The organism is Microvirga sp. 2YAF29 (genome assembly GCF_052114605.1).
Classification (GTDB): domain Bacteria; phylum Pseudomonadota; class Alphaproteobacteria; order Rhizobiales; family Beijerinckiaceae; genus Microvirga.
Map to the genome: position 1 here is coordinate 283,901 of NZ_JBFRFB010000005.1, position 14,663 is coordinate 298,563.

The following is a 14,663-nucleotide window of genomic DNA, read 5'->3' on the forward strand; positions in this document are numbered from 1 at the left end:
ATTGAAAGCCAAGCGCCGCCTCGGCTTGGGGCCTCACGAATTTATTCAACCATTCGGTTGACTAATTATATGTCGCCCCATATATTCAACTACATGGTTGAATTACACACATCCCAACTCGACACAGTCTTCCACGCCCTCGGCGACACCACGCGGCGGAGCATGTTGCGAGAGCTTGCCGGTGGCGCGCGAACCGTGAGCCAGCTCGCGGAGCCCTTCGCGATCTCGCTGGCGGCGGCCTCCAAGCATATCAAAGCGCTGGAGCATGCCGGGCTGATCCGCCGCGAGATCCAGGGCCGCACCCATCTGTGCCACCTCGATCCAGGGCCGCTCGCCAGCGCCCATGAGTGGCTTGGCATCTACGAACGCTTCTGGACCGACCGTCTGGATGCCCTCGATCAACTCCTCCGTGAGGAGGATGCCCGCGAAACCCCACCTGCCAAAGGAGACGATTCATGAACGACCTCGCGACACTGGACCGCTACGGCACATTGACCGAACCCGCGACGCTCAAGATCCAGCGCATCCTGCCGGGTCCTGTCGAGCGGATCTGGGATTATCTGACCAAGAGCGACCTGCGCCGCCAATGGCTGGCCGCCGGCGAGATGGAATTGAAAGTGGGGGCGCCTTTCGAACTCGTCTGGCGCAACGACGAACTCTCCAACCCGCCCGGCCGCAGGCCCGACGGTTTCGCGGAAGAGCAGCGGATGGAGAGCCGCATCACCGAACTCGATCCGCCGCACAAAATCGGCTTCACCTGGGTCGGTAGCGGCGATGTGACCATCGAGCTGGAACCCTTGGGCACGAAGGTTCTGCTCACGATCATCCACCGCTGCCTGCCGGACCGCCAGACCCTACTGATGGTCAGCGCCGGATGGCATGCGCATCTCGATGCTCTCACTGCGCGCGCTTCGGGCCAGGACGTCGGCTTGTTCTGGGACGCCTGGCTCCGCCTGCGGGAGGAATATGACCAACGGCTTCCTGGCTGAAGGTCTGTTTCGCAAAGCTCCCCCCTCTTTTCCCTCCCCCTTGCGGGGAGGGTCAGGGTGGGGGTGGTTTGACTGGGCGAGAGAAAAAACCAGATTACTTCCACGTCATCACCGGCATTGTGCCGGTGATCCCGATTGTGTCGAGCGCGGCGCTTTTCCCATCGGGATGGCCGACGCGAGGCGGCCATGACATCGTAGGACTGTTGTGCTGTCTGGATGGCGCGAAGCACTTTGACTTTCCGACCCCCGCCCTCGATCCCTCCTAGCAAGGGGGAGGGAAGCACTCACCAGGTCTGTCATAAGGCTTCTCATCCCTGCGGAGCCATCGGGGGAACGAAAACAGGACGCTTCCATGCATGACGAGCGGGTGGCCTTTTCCCGTGCATCTTGTTAGAACGCCCTCATCTCACTCTCCGCAAAGGACTTTCATGATGCGCTCCGCGAGCGTCAGCCGCCGCACCGCCGAGACCGATGTGGCCGTGTCGATTGCCCTCGACGGCACCGGCAAGGCCGAGATCTCCACCGGGGTCGGCTTTCTGGACCATATGCTCGAACTCTTTGCCCGCCACGGTCTCTTCGACCTGACCGTGAAGGTGACGGGCGACCTGCACGTGGACCAGCATCATACGACCGAGGATACGGGCATCGCTCTGGGTCAGGCTATCCTGAAGGCGCTTGGCGATAAAAAGGGCATCACCCGCTATGCGGACATCCATCTGCCGATGGATGAGACGCTGACGCGCGTTGCGCTGGACATTTCCGGCCGTCCCTTCCTCGTGTTCCGCACCTCCTTCCCGACGGAGAAGATCGGCGCTTTCGATACCGAGCTGGTGCGCGAGTTCTTCCAGGCCTTCGCCATCCAGGCGGGGCTGACGCTCCATGTGGAAACCCTCTACGGGGAGAACAGCCACCACATCGCGGAAAGCTGCTATAAGGGATTGGCACGGGCCTTGCGTCAGGCGGTTGCGGTGGATCCGCGGGAAGAGGGACGCGTTCCCTCCACCAAGGGTACGCTCTAATTTTAATGACGCCTGTCCGGACGGATTAAGTCTTCACCTCACCGGATGGCCTGAGGAAACGACGCCATGACCACGTTTACCCTGCACCTCCCGCGCGATGCGTGGCCGGGTGATCCCACCGCATTGGACGAAGCGGAACTCGTGAAGGATGCCTTCTCCTGGGGCGCGTTCTTCTTCACCTTCCTCTGGTTCTTCTTCCATCGCCTCTGGCTCGCCGGTTTGGGCGTCCTCGTGCTGGTCTTCGCTTTCGGCATGGCTCTGGAGCTGCTCGACGTTCATCCCGTCGCCGGCACCATTGCCGCGCTGCTGCTGCAGATCCTGATCGGCCTGGAGGCCAACAGCCTCCGCCGCTGGACGCTGGCGCGCCGTGGTTTCCCCATCGCCGATGTGGTCACCGCCGCCGACCGGGACGAAGCTGAGGCGAAGTCCTTCGCCCGCTGGCTTGAACAGCGTCCCGCCACGGCACGTCCGCCGGTCTCGACATCCGTTCCCTCCACCCCGAGAAGGCTCGATCCCGTGATTGGCCTTTTTCCTGACGCGGAGCGCAGCCGGTGAGCGTCGTCATCATCGATTACGGTTCGGGCAACCTGCACTCGGCCGCCAAGGCTTTTGAGCGCGCAAACCGCGAGGCTGGCCTCGACGGGATCATCTCTGTCACCTCCGACCCGAATCTCGTCGCCAAAGCCGAGCGGATCGTGCTGCCGGGTGTCGGCGCCTTCGCCGATTGCCGCCGCGGCCTCGATTCCGTGCCGGGCATGGTGGAGATACTGCAGCGGCGCGTGCATGAGGACAAACGTCCCTTCCTCGGCATCTGCGTGGGCATGCAACTCATGGCGACGCGCGGCCTCGAACACACCACGAGCTACGGCCTCGACTGGATTCATGGCGACGTGAAGCCGATCGCGCCGAGCGATCCCACACTCAAGATCCCGCATATGGGCTGGAACACCCTGACCCAGAACCGCCCGCATGCCCTGCTCGAAGGCATTTCCACAGGCCCTGACGGGCTGCACGCCTATTTCGTGCATTCCTATGCGCTCTCGCCCACTGATGCATCGGATGTCATCGCGACTGCCGATTACGGTGGGCCGGTCACGGCCATTGTTGGACGGGATAACATCGTCGGCACTCAATTTCATCCCGAGAAAAGCCAAGCGCTCGGCCTGAAGCTCATTGCGAATTTTTTAAGGTGGCAACCGTGATTCTTTATCCCGCAATCGATTTGAAGGAAGGCCGCTGCGTTCGCCTCATTCAAGGCGACATGGATCAGGCGACCGTGTTCAGCGACGACCCCGCCGACCAGGCCGCGACCTTCGAGGCGCAAGGCTTCGAATGGCTGCACGTAGTCGATCTCGACGGGGCTTTCGCGGGCAAGCCGATGAATGCTTCCGCCGTGGAAGACATCCTCAAGCGCGTAAAAATTCCCGTTCAGCTCGGCGGCGGCATCCGCGACATGAAGACCGTCGAGGGCTGGCTCGCCAAGGGCGTATCCCGCGTCATCATCGGCACCGCCGCCGTGCGCGATCCCGCCTTCGTGCGCGAGGCCGCGCGCCTCCATCCGGGCAAGATCGCGGTGGGCATCGATGCCAAGGACGGGCTCGTGGCGGTCGAAGGCTGGGCTCAGACCTCGACCTTGTCTGCGGAAGAACTCGGCCGCCGGTTCGAGGATGCTGGCGTCGCCGCGATCATCTACACGGACATTGCCCGCGACGGCATTCTCAAAGGCCTCAACTTCCCGATGACGCTGGGCCTTGCCCGCGCGGTTTCGATCCCGGTGATTGCCTCGGGCGGCCTCGCCTCCATGGCCGATATCGAGCGTTTGACGGAAGCCGATTGCGCCGCGCTCAACGGCGCCATTTCGGGACGTGCGCTCTACGACGGACGCATCGACCCGGATCAGGCGCTGGCGCTGCTGCGCTCAGTGCGCAAGGAACCTGCCTGATGTTAAAAGTTCGCCTCATTCCATGTCTCGATGTCAAGGACGGGCGCGTCGTGAAAGGCGTGCAATTCGTCGATCTCGTCGATGCGGGCGATCCGGTGGAAGCCGCGAAAGCTTATGACGCGGCGGGTGCGGACGAACTCTGCTTCCTCGATATCACCGCGAGCCATGAGGCACGCGGCATCCTGCTCGATGTGGTGCAGCGCACGGCCGAAGCCTGCTTTATGCCGCTCACCGTGGGCGGCGGCGTTCGCACGGTGGAGGATATCCGCAAGCTTCTGCTCGCAGGTGCCGACAAGGTGTCGATCAACACCGCAGCTGTGAACAACCCGGAATTCGTGCGCGAGGCTTCGGAAAAATTCGGCAACCAATGCATCGTCGTCGCCATCGATGCGAAGAAGGTTTCCGGTGAAGGCGAAGACGCGCGTTGGGAAATCTTCACCCATGGCGGCCGTAACGCCACCGGCATCGATGCCATCGCCTTCGCCAAGCAGGTGGCGGAGCTCGGCGCGGGTGAACTCCTCGTCACCTCGATGGATCGCGACGGCACCAAGGGCGGCTATGACCTCGCGCTCGTGCGCGCCATCGCGGACGCGGTCTCCGTGCCCGTCATCGCCTCCGGCGGCGTCGGCAATCTCGATCACCTCGTCGATGGTGTCGAAAAAGGCCATGCCAGCGCCGTGCTCGCGGCCTCGATCTTCCATTTCGGCACGCATACGATTTCGGAAGCCAAGGGCTACATGGCCGAGAAGGGTCTGAAGATGCGGTTGGATGCCGTTCAATAAGCTGCAATGACTTTGTCAAAAGAAAATGCTCAGGAGCTCAATGCGGATTTTTTGCGCTTGATAGAAGCCCAATTTCCACAATGGCTCGCCCATGTCCGCGCCTTTCACGATAAGGATGCCAATCAGGATTTTCTGGAACTCACCATTCCCGACGCCTCAGGGGTGGGAAATGAGCATCCGCTCGAAATTTCGACTTGGGGCCAGGAAATCACTGTTTCTTTTGGTGATTTCCATATCCATTTTCCATGGTCGGAGGAGTATATTGAGGCTGCCGAAAGCAATCGGGTAGTGAACTACCTGCAAGCTATCCTCGATGAGAACATTATTATTGCATCCGTCTGGGCAGAGGGCAGAATGAAGCTGAGTTCGACAATCCTTTCTAATGAACTCACAAAATTTACTGATGTGCCCCCTGGCGATCATGAGTTACGCATTGCGTCATGGCGCGGCACTTATGACCGTAGACTTCCCGTCGATTGGCAGAGCTATTTGAAAGCATCCCATTCATGACCCCTCCACCCTCGACGGCCTTGTCCGCATTGTCGCTGAGTACTCCACTGTAATCGGTAGTTTCAACAAATGACGGTCTCCAACGAAGACGATCTCGCGAAGCTCCAGGAGATCGGCAGGATTGTCGCCAATACCCTTGAGGCCATGGCAGCAGTGCTTGAACCCGGCATGACGACGGCGGAACTCGACATGATCGGCCGCAGGCTCCTTGAGGAAGCCGGTGCTCGTTCCGGCCCGGAGCTTGTTTACGATTTTCCCGGCGCCACCTGCATCAGCGTGAACGAGCAGATCGCCCATGGCATTCCGGGATCGCGCCGGATCGAGGCGGGCGATCTCGTCAACATCGATATCTCGGCGGAAAAGAACGGGATCTATGCCGATACCGGCGCTTCCTTCGCGGTTCCGCCAGTCACGAATGCCACCAAGCGACTCTGCCAGGATGGCCGCCGCGCCATGTGGGTCGGCCTGCGTCAGGTCGGCGCCGACAAGCCGATTGCGGGCATCGGACAGGCCATCGGAAAGTTTGCCGAAAAGAACGGCTACACGCTGGTCCGCAACCTGGCGAGCCACGGCATCGGCCATTCCCTTCATGAGGAGCCGGGGGAAATCCCCACTTGGCCGGATCGCTCCGAGCGCCGGATCATGAATGAGGGCCTCGTCTTCACGGTGGAGCCCTTCCTGTCGGTGGGTGCGACTTTAGCGACGGATGGCGATGACGAATGGACACTGCTCAGCGATCCGCGCGCGCCGACCGTCCAGTATGAGCATACGGTCGTCGCCACCCGTAACGGACCTCTTGTCGTAACCCTCCCGGGCTAGTTCAAACCATGACCTCCTTTACCCTCAATGACCTCGCCCGCATCGTCGCCGAGCGCGCGGCTGCGCCCGCCACCGAGTCCTATACGGCCAAGCTGATCAGCGGCGGGCCGGCCAAGGCGGCCAAGAAGCTCGGCGAAGAGGCGGTGGAGGCGGCCATCGCCGCCGTCCAGGGCGACCGGCAGAACCTGACGGCGGAAGCGGCGGACGTGCTGTATCATCTTTTGGTCGTGTTGCAGGGCGCGAGTATTCCGCTAAGTGAAGTCATGGCCGAACTGGAGCGCCGCACCGTACAATCGGGGCTCGCGGAGAAAGCCTCGCGCAAGCTTTGAGACGAAAAGGCGGTTCGCATGGACCAGCTCAACGTGTTGCAGAATCTGCCGGACGATGACGGCCTCTCCCCCTATCGCACCTTCTCGCGCGATGAATGGGCGAAGCTGCGTGCCGATGCGCCGATGACGCTCACCGCCGACGAGGTGATGCAGCTGCAATCCCTCAACGATCCGATTTCGCTGGACGAGGTGGCCGCGATCTATCTGCCGCTGTCGCGCCTGCTCTCCCTCTATGTCGCCGCGACGCAGGGGCTGTTCAAGGCGACCCAGCGCTTCCTGCTGGCCGAGCAGGACGAAAAGGTGCCCTACATCATCGGCGTCGCCGGATCGGTGGCGGTAGGAAAATCCACCACTGCCCGCGTGCTGAAGGCGTTGCTTGCCCGCTGGCCCAACACGCCCAAGGTTGGCCTCGTCACCACGGACGGCTTCCTCCTGCCCAATGCCGAGCTGACGCGGCTCGGCCTGATGGAGCGCAAGGGCTTTCCAGAAAGCTACGATACCGGCGCATTGTTGCGCTTTCTCGCCGACATCAAGGCGGGCAAGCGCAACGTGAAGGCGCCGCTCTACTCCCACCTCGTCTATGACGTGGTGCCCGGGGAGGAAACCACGGTCGACCGGCCCGACATCCTCATCGTCGAGGGCCTCAACGTGCTCCAGCCCGCGCGCCTGCCGAAGGATGGCGAGGCCATTCCATTCGTGTCGGATTTCTTCGATTTCTCCGTCTATATCGACGCGGAGGAGGAGGACCTGCACCGCTGGTACGTGAACCGCTTCCTGCGCCTGCGCCACACGGCCTTCCGCGATCCGCTCTCCTATTTCCGGCGCTATTCCGAACTCCCCGAAACGGACGCCATCGCCACCGCCGACGGCCTCTGGAACCGGATCAACCTGGTGAACCTGCGCGACAACATCGTGCCCACCCGCCAGCGCGCGAGCCTGATCCTGAAAAAGGGCGCGAGCCACCGGATCGAGACGGTGGCGTTGAGAAGGCTATAGGAGCATTGGTTGGATACGACACGCGCAATCGAGATCAGGCCCGCTCGGAAGCGCGATTTGACCGAACTTCTCGTTCTCTACCGGCATCTCAATCGAGCCGATCCCGCTCTGGAGCCGGAAGCCGCCGAGAAGATTTGGGATAATCTTCTCGAAAGACCAGGCGTCACCATCCATGTTGCGGAACTGGCGGGTCGGCTCGTCGGCAGCTGCACTTTGATTGTCGTGCCCAATCTCACCCGCAACGGTTGTCCTTACGCTTTGATCGAGAACGTCGTGACCCATGAAGCTCATCGTGGCCTCGGCATCGGGCATGCGGTTCTCTCCAGTGCCATTGATCAAGCTTGGCGTGAGAACTGCTACAAGATCATGCTGATGACAGGCCGCAAGGACGAAGCGATCAACCGCTTTTATGAAAAGGCCGGTTTCAGCCGCGATGAGAAGACGGCGTTCACGCTCAGGCGCGACTGAGCCGATACAGTAAGGCGAACGAGACTAAGGATCATCATGGGCGTGAAGAGCGTGGCCAAAGGATTGCTGTTCCTGAACCTCATGGCCTTTGCTGCCACGGCAGCCATCGTCTGGCTTCTCGACTACAGGGCCATCACGGACATTCTCGATGCAGCCACTTATGCCGGGCTTGGAATGGGTGGCCTGGGTGCGATGATGTTCATCGGCTCGACTTCCCGTTCGAGCGCATCGACGGGGATGGCGGCCAGTGCAGCGGATCAGCCGAGCCGGATGATGGATGCGCTCTGGAGTGACAGGGCATTCGGTATTTCAACAGGAGCCCTGTTTGTCTTGAGCGGCGTCAGCTGGACTGCCATGGCGTGGCTGCTCGCCGAAATCGCCTGGGCATATCAAGGCTGACCTTTTTCACAACCTTGAGCGTTGTGCCTCTATCAAGGAGGCCGCATGTCCACACCGCCGGTCGAGGAAAAGCTCACGCGCAGCGCCGAGCACGCCAAGGAAGCCGCCGTTCAGACACAGGAAGCGGCGGAAAATACGCAAGAAGCCGCCGAGCAGACGCAAGCTGCTGCCAAGACGACAGCCAAGGCCACCGTTCAACTGAAGGACAGCGCGGACCGACGCACGGAGCTTGCCGCCAACCGCACTGTCTTCGCTGCCGAGCGGACCTATGCCGCCTGGGTGCGCACGGGCCTCGCCTCGCTCGCCTCCGGCATCGGTGCCCAGAAGCTTCTCGAAGGGGTGGTGCCGTTCTGGATGATCATGTCCACCGGATCAGTGCTGGTGCTGTTCAGCGCCTTTTGCTTCGCGGCGGCCGTCTGGCGACAGATCTTCACCGGCGCGCAGCCGCCTCACCCGGACGTGAGGCAACTCGCGCCCGCCATGCTGGTCCTCTTCAACGGCTTCCTGGCTCTCGTCTCGCTCGCAGCCCTGTTCGGTCTATGGTTCGGGAAGATGGGAGGGTAAATCCGCTGTCATCCGGTGCGCCAAAGGCGAGCCCGACCCGAAGGGCCGCGCCGAAGGCGTGGAAACACATAACTACGACGTTGCCGAGGAAAGCGCAACGGAACCCGCAAGCTTCATTCTACATCTGTGATGGCTATGGGTTCCGGGCTCCGCTGCGCGGCCCCGGAATGACAAAGGATGGGTTTTACCCCAACAGCCCTTCCTGCTGCGCCAGTTCGCGCAGATTCACCTGCGGGCGGGCGCCGAGGTGGCTGATGATCTCGGCCGCCGCCAGGCCGCCGAGGCGGGCGCAATCGGTGAGGCTGAGATTCTGCGTCAGGCCGGCGAGGAAGCCCGAGGCGAAGAGGTCGCCGGCACCAGTGGTGTCAACCACGCGCTCGACCGGGAAAGCGGGAATGGCGAGCGTCTCGCCACGGCTCACCACCAGCGCGCCATCCGCCGAGCGGGTGACGACGCCGAGCAGCTTTTCCTCGCGCAAGGCGGCTAGCGCGCTCTCGGCCGAGGAGGTGCCGTAGAGGCTCTGCAGCTCGTGGATATTGGCGAAGAGGATGTCGAGGCTGCCGTCGCGCATCAGACCGAGGAATTCATCGCGGTAGCGGTCGACGCAGAAGGCGTCGGAGAGGGTCAGCGCCACCTTGTTGCCGGCCTCGTGCGCGATCTTCACGGCCTTGCGGAAGGCTTCCTTCGCGGCCGGCGGATCCCAGAGATAGCCTTCGAGATAGACGATGCTGGACGCGCGCACCGTGTCCGGATGCACGTCGTCGGGCGTGAGATTCTGGCAGGCGCCGAGATAAGTGTTCATGGTGCGCTCGCCGTCCGGCGTCACCAGGATGAAGCTGCGCGCGGTGGCGGGACCGTCCTGCGCCGGTGTCACGTCGTAATGGACGTCGATGGCTTTCAGGTCGTGCGAGAAAAGCTTGCCGGTCTCGTCGTTCTTCACCTTGCCGATGAAGCCCGCCTTCACGCCGAAGGAGGCAGCACCCGCCGCCGTGTTGGCGCCCGAGCCGCCCGACACGATAATGGCGGGGCCCATGTCCCGATAGAGCTCCTCGGCGCGCTCTTCGTCGATGAGCATCATGGCGCCTTTGTGCACCTTCTTCTGGAGCAGAAAGGCCTCGTCGGTATGGGCGAGCACGTCAACGATGGCGTTGCCGAGCGTGAGCACGTCGATGCGGGTCTGGGACATGAATTACCATGATGTTGCAAAAGGATGGGGCGCTTTCGCATCCGGAATAAAGGAGGTCAAGCTAACTCTGGAAGTTAATGACACCGTCTCATAGTGAGGATTCACTGTTTAAGTTTATAACAGATGATATATTCTATCTCATCTGCGTAACTGGCGACATAGGATGGATCACCATCGGGAAGCGCAGATCAAGAAACGCCGTTCGCCTGGGCACTGCAAATAACCAATGAGGTTTTGCCATGTCTGCGACCAGCATTCTTATCAGTATTCTTGGAGCCCTATTGATCGGTGCCGTGAGCCCTGGCCCGAGCTTCGTTCTCGTTTCCCGAATTGCGATTACAGCTTCCCGTTTGGATGGGCTCGCCGCCGCCCTTGGAATGGGTCTTGGTGGCGCAGTTTTCGGGGCCTTAGCACTTCTTGGCCTAAGCACTCTGCTTTCTCAGGTCGAGTGGCTCTACCTCGCCCTCAAGCTGACAGGTGGGGCTTATCTGGTCTATCTAGGCCTGCGCATCTGGAAGGTAGCATCCGAGCCTCTTGAAGTTCCGGATGGCCAAGCCTTCAAGACCAACTCTCTTTTGCGCTCGTTCGCCTTTGCCTTCATCACACAGATCAGCAATCCAAAAACGGCCGTTGTTTACGCAAGCATTTTTGCTGCCCTGCTGCCGCCTTCTCCCCCCATGTGGATGCTGATCATTTTCCCGCCGTTGATCTTCTCGATCGAGGCAGGATGGTATGTCCTGGTTGCGCTCGCCTTCTCGAATAGTCGTCCACGCTCGCTCTATCTCGGATTCAAACGCTGGATCGATCGGACAGCAGGCTTCGTCATAGGAGCTTTGGGTTTGCGCTTGATTGCCGAGAGTATGACACTGCAAAAATCATAGAAACGAGAATGACGTTTTGCTCGGACCGCACAAATTCCGAGCAGAAGAGCCCCTCTCAAACCGCATCCTGCACGGCCTGAATCGGTACAAGCGCGCGCCGCTCACGGCTTTGCGCGCGGTCGAGGATGGTCAACATGTCCTCGAGTTCACTCTCGGAGAGAAACCGGATTTCGCGGGCGAGGCGGTTGGCGAGGAGCGTGGCTTTCGGATCGGCGCTGGCGGTGTCGATTTTAGCGCGCGGGTCGGAGAGGTCGGCGAGGCGCTTCAGCTCGTCGGCCTCGTCCCAGATGATGTGAAAATATTGCAGCACGCCCTGAATGAGAGCCCAGGTGGGCTTGCCGCGCTCGCCACGCTCGAGGGCCGAGAGATAGGCGCTCGATACGCCGAGATGCGCGGCCATGTCCTTCAACATGAGCCCGCGCTCACGGCGCAGCTGCCGCACCCGTTCGCCAAAGGGAGTCATCGCACTATCCTGCACCCCGCCTGCGGCGGAGCCTGACATAGATTGCACCGGAACCGCCGTGTTGGGGAGAGGCTTCCTCGAAGCCGACCACAAGAGATCTGAGGTCGGGCAGGCGCAGCCAATGGGGCACCATGCGCCGCAGCACGCCGCGCTCGTCGAACAGGCCTCCGGTGGCAGCGCCGCCCTTGCCGGTGATCACCAGCACGACGCTGTAGCCGGAATTCTGGGCCTGATGGAGGAAGCGCAGCAGCGCGAAATGCGCCTCTTCCTGACGCATGCCGTGCAGGTCGATGACGCTGTCCACCTCCTTGCGGCCCCGGCGGAGCGCAACCAGAGTTTTGCGCTCGACTGGAGCAAGCGGCGGCATGGACGGCTTCTTCGCCGGAAGTGATGGCGGGGCCGGGGAGGGTGCCATGATCTTCGGTGGCGGCGCGGTGGCGGGCTCGTCCTCCGGTTCGGGCGCGGGCAGGGGCAGTTTGCCCTTCATGGGCGTGACATGGCGCGCCACATGGGACCAGAGCCGTCGCTCCTCCGCGGTCAGCTGACGTGTACGGCGGCGCTTGGTCATGGAGAGGTGATCATCCGGCTTTCGGATGCAGCACCACGAAGCGAGTGGTGTGGCGCAGAAGGCCCGCGCGAACGCCCGCCTCATCGCCGCTGCCGAAGAAGAAATCGCCCCGCGCCGGGCCGACGATGGCCGAGCCCGTATCCTGCGCGATCATGAGACGCCGCAGAGGCTCGGCTTTTTCGAGCGAGAACGGCAGCTCGCCCTCCAGCCAGAAGGGCAGACCATAGGTCCAGAGCGAGCGATCCACTGCCAGGCTGCGCCCCGGCACGAGGGGAATGCCCGCCCCGCCGATGGGCCCATCGTCAGGGGCCAGCTCATCGGCCTCCCGGAAGAAGATGTAGGATTGGTTCTGGCGCATCAGGTCCTTGGCGGGACCGGGATTGTCCTTCAACCAGCCCATGAGCTTGGCGAGCGTCATGGTTTCCAGATCCATCTCGCCCCGCTGCACCAGGACGCGCCCGATGGAGGTGTAAGGACGGCCGTTGCGCCCGGCATAGGCCACGCGCATCACCGAACCGTCGTCGAGCCGGATGCGGGAGGAGCCCTGAACATGGATAATGAAGGCCTCACCCGGTTCGCGCAGATAAACCACGGGCTTTGCCTTTGACCCGAGCGCGCCGCTCTCGATGGCGGCGCGATCTGGATAAGGCTCGTAACCCTCCTTGGCGGTGCGGCGCCCAGCTTGGAAGCTTTTGTCGATGCCGGGCAGGGACTGCCCCTGCGCGATCGTCACGAGGTCGTCGGGGCGGGCGAGCAGGGGCACCTTGAAGGTGGCGTTGGGCGTGCGCGAACCCAGAAATTCGGGCTCGTAGTATCCGGTGAGAAAGCCGCGGCCCTCATGAGGATGAATGGCGAAGGGCTGGAAATGCGTCTCGAAGAACCGGCGCGCCTGAGCCCGTGACAAATTCTTCGATTTAAATGCCTCCCGGCAAACGGCCAGCAGGCGTTTTTCGGGAGCCTTCGCCAGGCGCAGTTCGGCGGAGCTGGCCTCGAGCGCGCGGCAGGACCGGAGGAAGGCCTTGAAGGCGGCGGCATGGTCGTCATCGGCCCAGCCCGCCAAATCCTTGAAGGAAAGGGGCTCCAGGCGCGCCTGCCCCATCAGGCCGGACGCCGCCTCAGCCGACGGCATGCTCATTGTCCCGATGAGGAAACACGCGAGGAGGGCTCGCCCCGCATGGATCATTGCCCCGCTTCGGTGGCGACCAGCTGCCAGTTCGGATCGCGGCTGCCGAGCTGGCGGGCGAAGGTCCACACATCGGTGACCTCGGCAACGCTGTCGGGGCTACCGTCCACCACGATGCCGGAGGTGTCGCGGGTGACGGTGATCAGCTGCGAAACGAAACGCACCGCAACCTGGCCCGTCTTGCCGTGAATTTCGGCGCCGGCCATCTCTGCCTTGTCGATGGAGACGAACGTGGTTTCAACCCGCTCGCCGCGCTGCTCGCGCTCCGTGATGGCGCGCTCGAAACCCTCATAGACTTCCCGGGAGAGAAGATCCTTGAGCGTCTTGCGGTCACCGACGGCAAAGGCGCTGACGATCATCTCATAGGCGGATTTGGCACCCTCGAGAAATTCGGGAGCGTCGAAATTCGGCTCGGTGCGGGCGATCTCGTCGAGAGCCGCCGCCATGGGCGTGCCAGGTGCGGCGATGCCCTTCCAGCGCTCGGCGGTCTGAACCTCGGCGGCCGGGCGGGTGCCGTTGGTGCCGGGCAAGCGCACCACATTGTGATCGGGCTCCGCCGGCTGATTGCCCGGACGCAAAGGAGCATCGCGGCGCGACAGGGGATCGAAAGGAGGTTGCTCGCTGCCGGTCTTCTGCCCCAGCACCGAGCGAAGGCGCCAGATCACGAAGATCGCGAGAACGATAAAAATGAGGGTCGTGATGTCGAAGGAGTCCTGCATCGTCGATCCGTTGTCAGCCTATCGGGATCCGGCGGTGAGCCGGGCATACCCCAAAGGGAGAAGGTGTGATCCTTTGCATATGGGGCCTAGGGGTCGTAACATCCACCTTTCCCCGCGACAAGCGAAGGAGTCTCGCAAAATCGGGGCTTGAGAAATCGGGACCTTGCAAAATCTTGCCTCTCGCGCCGGAAACATGATAGCGCGGAGTTCCACGGCCCGTTGCCGATCAGGCGCTTTCGAGAAAGCGCCACGTCCGGGCTCGACCGATACACCTCTTCGGAGCACGAAAACCATGGCCGACAACCCGGCAAACAACGGAGCAACCGGCGCAGCACCCGCGCTGAACGCTCTCGCTCAGTACTGCAAGGATTTCTCGTTCGAGAATCCCAACGCCCCCCGCTCCCTGCAGCAGCAGGCGGAAGGCCCACAGATCAATCTGCAGGTCAACGTGAACGCCAAGCAGCTGGCCGATGCCGATTTCGAGGTGGACCTGACCCTCGAGGGCGACGCCAAGGTCGGCGGCAAGGACGTGCTCTTTGCCTTCGAGCTCACCTATTCCGGCGTGTTCCGCGTCCAGAACATCCCGCAGGACCAGCTGCACCCGGTCGTCATGATCGAGTGCCCACGCCTCCTGTTCCCCTTCGCCCGCCAGATGGTGGCCGAAGCGGTGCGCAACGGCGGCTTCCCGCCCCTCTATATCGACCCGATCGACTTCGTGGCCCTCTACCGCCAGCGCGCGGCCGAGGTTCAGGGTCAGCAGGGCGGACAGACCCTGTCGTAAGACAGTTCGGTTTTTCTAAAATGCGAAGGCGGAGCAGGCGACTGCTCCGCCCTTTTTGTTTCGTG

Annotated in this window: 21 protein-coding genes and 1 riboswitch; of the genes, 16 read left to right on the forward strand and 5 right to left on the reverse strand. The window is 62.2% G+C overall.

All coding sequences use genetic code 11. The features are described 5' to 3' along the window. Positions 1-93 precede the first annotated feature (93 nt). From AB4Y85_RS09340 to AB4Y85_RS09405, 14 genes are all read left to right on the forward strand, one after another. Positions 94-459: an ArsR/SmtB family transcription factor gene (locus tag AB4Y85_RS09340; protein WP_441984599.1), complete on the forward strand. Its 366-nt coding sequence runs from the start codon at positions 94-96 to the stop codon at positions 457-459. Then, positions 456-989, forward strand: a complete 534-nt coding sequence (locus AB4Y85_RS09345; RefSeq protein WP_441984600.1) for an SRPBCC family protein — start codon at positions 456-458, stop codon at positions 987-989. The genes AB4Y85_RS09340 and AB4Y85_RS09345 overlap by 4 nt, the downstream gene beginning before the upstream one ends. Before the next feature lie 431 nt (positions 990-1,420). Next, positions 1,421-2,008 (forward strand): imidazoleglycerol-phosphate dehydratase HisB, encoded by a 588-nt coding sequence (gene hisB / locus AB4Y85_RS09350; RefSeq protein WP_441984663.1) that lies wholly within the window; start codon positions 1,421-1,423, stop codon positions 2,006-2,008. Between the two features lie 66 nt (positions 2,009-2,074). After that, entirely contained in the window at positions 2,075-2,563 is a 489-nt protein-coding gene (locus AB4Y85_RS09355; RefSeq protein WP_441984601.1) for a DUF2628 domain-containing protein, read from the forward strand. Further along, the gene (gene hisH, locus AB4Y85_RS09360; RefSeq protein ID WP_441984602.1) at positions 2,560-3,210 is read left to right on the forward strand and encodes an imidazole glycerol phosphate synthase subunit HisH; all 651 of its coding nucleotides are present in this window, start codon (positions 2,560-2,562) and stop codon (positions 3,208-3,210) included. Before AB4Y85_RS09355 ends, hisH begins: the two co-directional genes overlap by 4 nt. Beyond that, a complete protein-coding gene (hisA, locus tag AB4Y85_RS09365; protein WP_441984603.1) occupies positions 3,198-3,950 on the forward strand; it encodes a 1-(5-phosphoribosyl)-5-[(5-phosphoribosylamino)methylideneamino]imidazole-4-carboxamide isomerase in 753 nt (250 codons plus the stop codon). Before hisH ends, hisA begins: the two co-directional genes overlap by 13 nt. After that, positions 3,950-4,732 carry an imidazole glycerol phosphate synthase subunit HisF gene (gene hisF / locus AB4Y85_RS09370; protein ID WP_441984604.1) on the forward strand — a complete coding sequence of 261 codons (783 nt, stop codon included), beginning with the start codon at positions 3,950-3,952 and terminating at the stop codon, positions 4,730-4,732. The genes hisA and hisF overlap by 1 nt, the downstream gene beginning before the upstream one ends. A 6-nt stretch (positions 4,733-4,738) precedes the next feature. After that, a complete protein-coding gene (locus tag AB4Y85_RS09375; protein ID WP_441984605.1) occupies positions 4,739-5,242 on the forward strand; it encodes a hypothetical protein in 504 nt (167 codons plus the stop codon). A gap of 69 nt (positions 5,243-5,311) precedes the next feature. After that, complete coding sequence (gene map / locus AB4Y85_RS09380; RefSeq protein ID WP_441984606.1) at positions 5,312-6,061, forward strand: type I methionyl aminopeptidase; 750 nt, start codon at positions 5,312-5,314, stop codon at positions 6,059-6,061. Positions 6,062-6,069: 8 nt separating this feature from the next. Beyond that, positions 6,070-6,390 carry a phosphoribosyl-ATP diphosphatase gene (locus tag AB4Y85_RS09385; protein ID WP_441984607.1) on the forward strand — a complete coding sequence of 107 codons (321 nt, stop codon included), beginning with the start codon at positions 6,070-6,072 and terminating at the stop codon, positions 6,388-6,390. An 18-nt stretch (positions 6,391-6,408) separates the two neighbouring features. Beyond that, positions 6,409-7,386 (forward strand): type I pantothenate kinase, encoded by a 978-nt coding sequence (coaA, locus tag AB4Y85_RS09390; protein ID WP_441984608.1) that lies wholly within the window; start codon positions 6,409-6,411, stop codon positions 7,384-7,386. A gap of 9 nt (positions 7,387-7,395) precedes the next feature. Continuing rightward, entirely contained in the window at positions 7,396-7,854 is a 459-nt protein-coding gene (locus tag AB4Y85_RS09395) for a GNAT family N-acetyltransferase (RefSeq protein WP_441984609.1), read from the forward strand. A gap of 36 nt (positions 7,855-7,890) precedes the next feature. Continuing rightward, a complete protein-coding gene (locus AB4Y85_RS09400; RefSeq protein WP_441984610.1) occupies positions 7,891-8,253 on the forward strand; it encodes a hypothetical protein in 363 nt (120 codons plus the stop codon). Positions 8,254-8,298: 45 nt separating this feature from the next. Then, entirely contained in the window at positions 8,299-8,817 is a 519-nt protein-coding gene (locus AB4Y85_RS09405) for a YidH family protein (RefSeq protein WP_441984611.1), read from the forward strand. Positions 8,818-9,001: 184 nt separating this feature from the next. Here AB4Y85_RS09405 and AB4Y85_RS09410 read toward each other — a convergent pair whose 3' ends face one another. Further along, on the reverse strand, positions 9,002-10,003 hold the full coding sequence (locus AB4Y85_RS09410) for an adenosine kinase (RefSeq protein WP_441984612.1): 1,002 nt from the start codon (positions 10,001-10,003) through the stop codon (positions 9,002-9,004). A 136-nt stretch (positions 10,004-10,139) separates the two neighbouring features. Next, positions 10,140-10,222: riboswitch (ZMP/ZTP riboswitch) on the forward strand. Positions 10,223-10,242: 20 nt separating this feature from the next. On the opposite strand from AB4Y85_RS09410, the gene AB4Y85_RS09415 reads away from it, so the two are divergent. After that, positions 10,243-10,884: a LysE family translocator gene (locus AB4Y85_RS09415; RefSeq protein WP_441984613.1), complete on the forward strand. Its 642-nt coding sequence runs from the start codon at positions 10,243-10,245 to the stop codon at positions 10,882-10,884. A gap of 55 nt (positions 10,885-10,939) precedes the next feature. Here the strand turns inward: AB4Y85_RS09415 and AB4Y85_RS09420 are convergent, their stop codons facing one another. From AB4Y85_RS09420 to AB4Y85_RS09435, 4 genes are read right to left on the reverse strand one after another with little or no spacing between them, the layout of a single operon-like run. Next, positions 10,940-11,347 carry a helix-turn-helix domain-containing protein gene (locus AB4Y85_RS09420; protein WP_441984614.1) on the reverse strand — a complete coding sequence of 136 codons (408 nt, stop codon included), beginning with the start codon at positions 11,345-11,347 and terminating at the stop codon, positions 10,940-10,942. A 4-nt stretch (positions 11,348-11,351) separates the two neighbouring features. Next, the gene (locus AB4Y85_RS09425) at positions 11,352-11,915 is read right to left on the reverse strand and encodes a Smr/MutS family protein (RefSeq protein ID WP_441984615.1); all 564 of its coding nucleotides are present in this window, start codon (positions 11,913-11,915) and stop codon (positions 11,352-11,354) included. Positions 11,916-11,925: 10 nt separating this feature from the next. Further along, positions 11,926-13,044 (reverse strand): murein transglycosylase A, encoded by a 1,119-nt coding sequence (mltA, locus tag AB4Y85_RS09430; protein ID WP_441984616.1) that lies wholly within the window; start codon positions 13,042-13,044, stop codon positions 11,926-11,928. Positions 13,045-13,094: 50 nt separating this feature from the next. Then, entirely contained in the window at positions 13,095-13,817 is a 723-nt protein-coding gene (locus tag AB4Y85_RS09435; protein ID WP_441984617.1) for a Tim44/TimA family putative adaptor protein, read from the reverse strand. Between the two features lie 292 nt (positions 13,818-14,109). On the opposite strand from AB4Y85_RS09435, the gene secB reads away from it, so the two are divergent. Then, positions 14,110-14,598: a protein-export chaperone SecB gene (gene secB / locus AB4Y85_RS09440; protein ID WP_441984618.1), complete on the forward strand. Its 489-nt coding sequence runs from the start codon at positions 14,110-14,112 to the stop codon at positions 14,596-14,598. Positions 14,599-14,663: the final 65 nt, after the last annotated feature.

What these genes read in the sequence shown, in the direction of transcription:
- AB4Y85_RS09340 (WP_441984599.1), top strand. Translation starts at nt 94, where the DNA reads ATGGTTGAATTACACACATCCCAACTCGACACAGTCTTCCACGCCCTC.
- AB4Y85_RS09345 (WP_441984600.1), top strand. Translation starts at nt 456, where the DNA reads ATGAACGACCTCGCGACACTGGACCGCTACGGCACATTGACCGAACCC.
- hisB (WP_441984663.1), top strand. Translation starts at nt 1,421, where the DNA reads ATGCGCTCCGCGAGCGTCAGCCGCCGCACCGCCGAGACCGATGTGGCC.
- AB4Y85_RS09355 (WP_441984601.1), top strand. Translation starts at nt 2,075, where the DNA reads ATGACCACGTTTACCCTGCACCTCCCGCGCGATGCGTGGCCGGGTGAT.
- hisF (WP_441984604.1), top strand. Translation starts at nt 3,950, where the DNA reads ATGTTAAAAGTTCGCCTCATTCCATGTCTCGATGTCAAGGACGGGCGC.
- AB4Y85_RS09375 (WP_441984605.1), top strand. Translation starts at nt 4,739, where the DNA reads ATGACTTTGTCAAAAGAAAATGCTCAGGAGCTCAATGCGGATTTTTTG.
- map (WP_441984606.1), top strand. Translation starts at nt 5,312, where the DNA reads ATGACGGTCTCCAACGAAGACGATCTCGCGAAGCTCCAGGAGATCGGC.
- AB4Y85_RS09385 (WP_441984607.1), top strand. Translation starts at nt 6,070, where the DNA reads ATGACCTCCTTTACCCTCAATGACCTCGCCCGCATCGTCGCCGAGCGC.
- coaA (WP_441984608.1), top strand. Translation starts at nt 6,409, where the DNA reads ATGGACCAGCTCAACGTGTTGCAGAATCTGCCGGACGATGACGGCCTC.
- AB4Y85_RS09400 (WP_441984610.1), top strand. Translation starts at nt 7,891, where the DNA reads ATGGGCGTGAAGAGCGTGGCCAAAGGATTGCTGTTCCTGAACCTCATG.
- AB4Y85_RS09405 (WP_441984611.1), top strand. Translation starts at nt 8,299, where the DNA reads ATGTCCACACCGCCGGTCGAGGAAAAGCTCACGCGCAGCGCCGAGCAC.
- AB4Y85_RS09410 (WP_441984612.1), bottom strand. Translation starts at nt 10,003, where the DNA reads ATGTCCCAGACCCGCATCGACGTGCTCACGCTCGGCAACGCCATCGTT.
- AB4Y85_RS09415 (WP_441984613.1), top strand. Translation starts at nt 10,243, where the DNA reads ATGTCTGCGACCAGCATTCTTATCAGTATTCTTGGAGCCCTATTGATC.
- AB4Y85_RS09420 (WP_441984614.1), bottom strand. Translation starts at nt 11,347, where the DNA reads ATGACTCCCTTTGGCGAACGGGTGCGGCAGCTGCGCCGTGAGCGCGGG.
- AB4Y85_RS09425 (WP_441984615.1), bottom strand. Translation starts at nt 11,915, where the DNA reads ATGACCAAGCGCCGCCGTACACGTCAGCTGACCGCGGAGGAGCGACGG.
- mltA (WP_441984616.1), bottom strand. Translation starts at nt 13,044, where the DNA reads ATGCCGTCGGCTGAGGCGGCGTCCGGCCTGATGGGGCAGGCGCGCCTG.
- AB4Y85_RS09435 (WP_441984617.1), bottom strand. Translation starts at nt 13,817, where the DNA reads ATGCAGGACTCCTTCGACATCACGACCCTCATTTTTATCGTTCTCGCG.
- secB (WP_441984618.1), top strand. Translation starts at nt 14,110, where the DNA reads ATGGCCGACAACCCGGCAAACAACGGAGCAACCGGCGCAGCACCCGCG.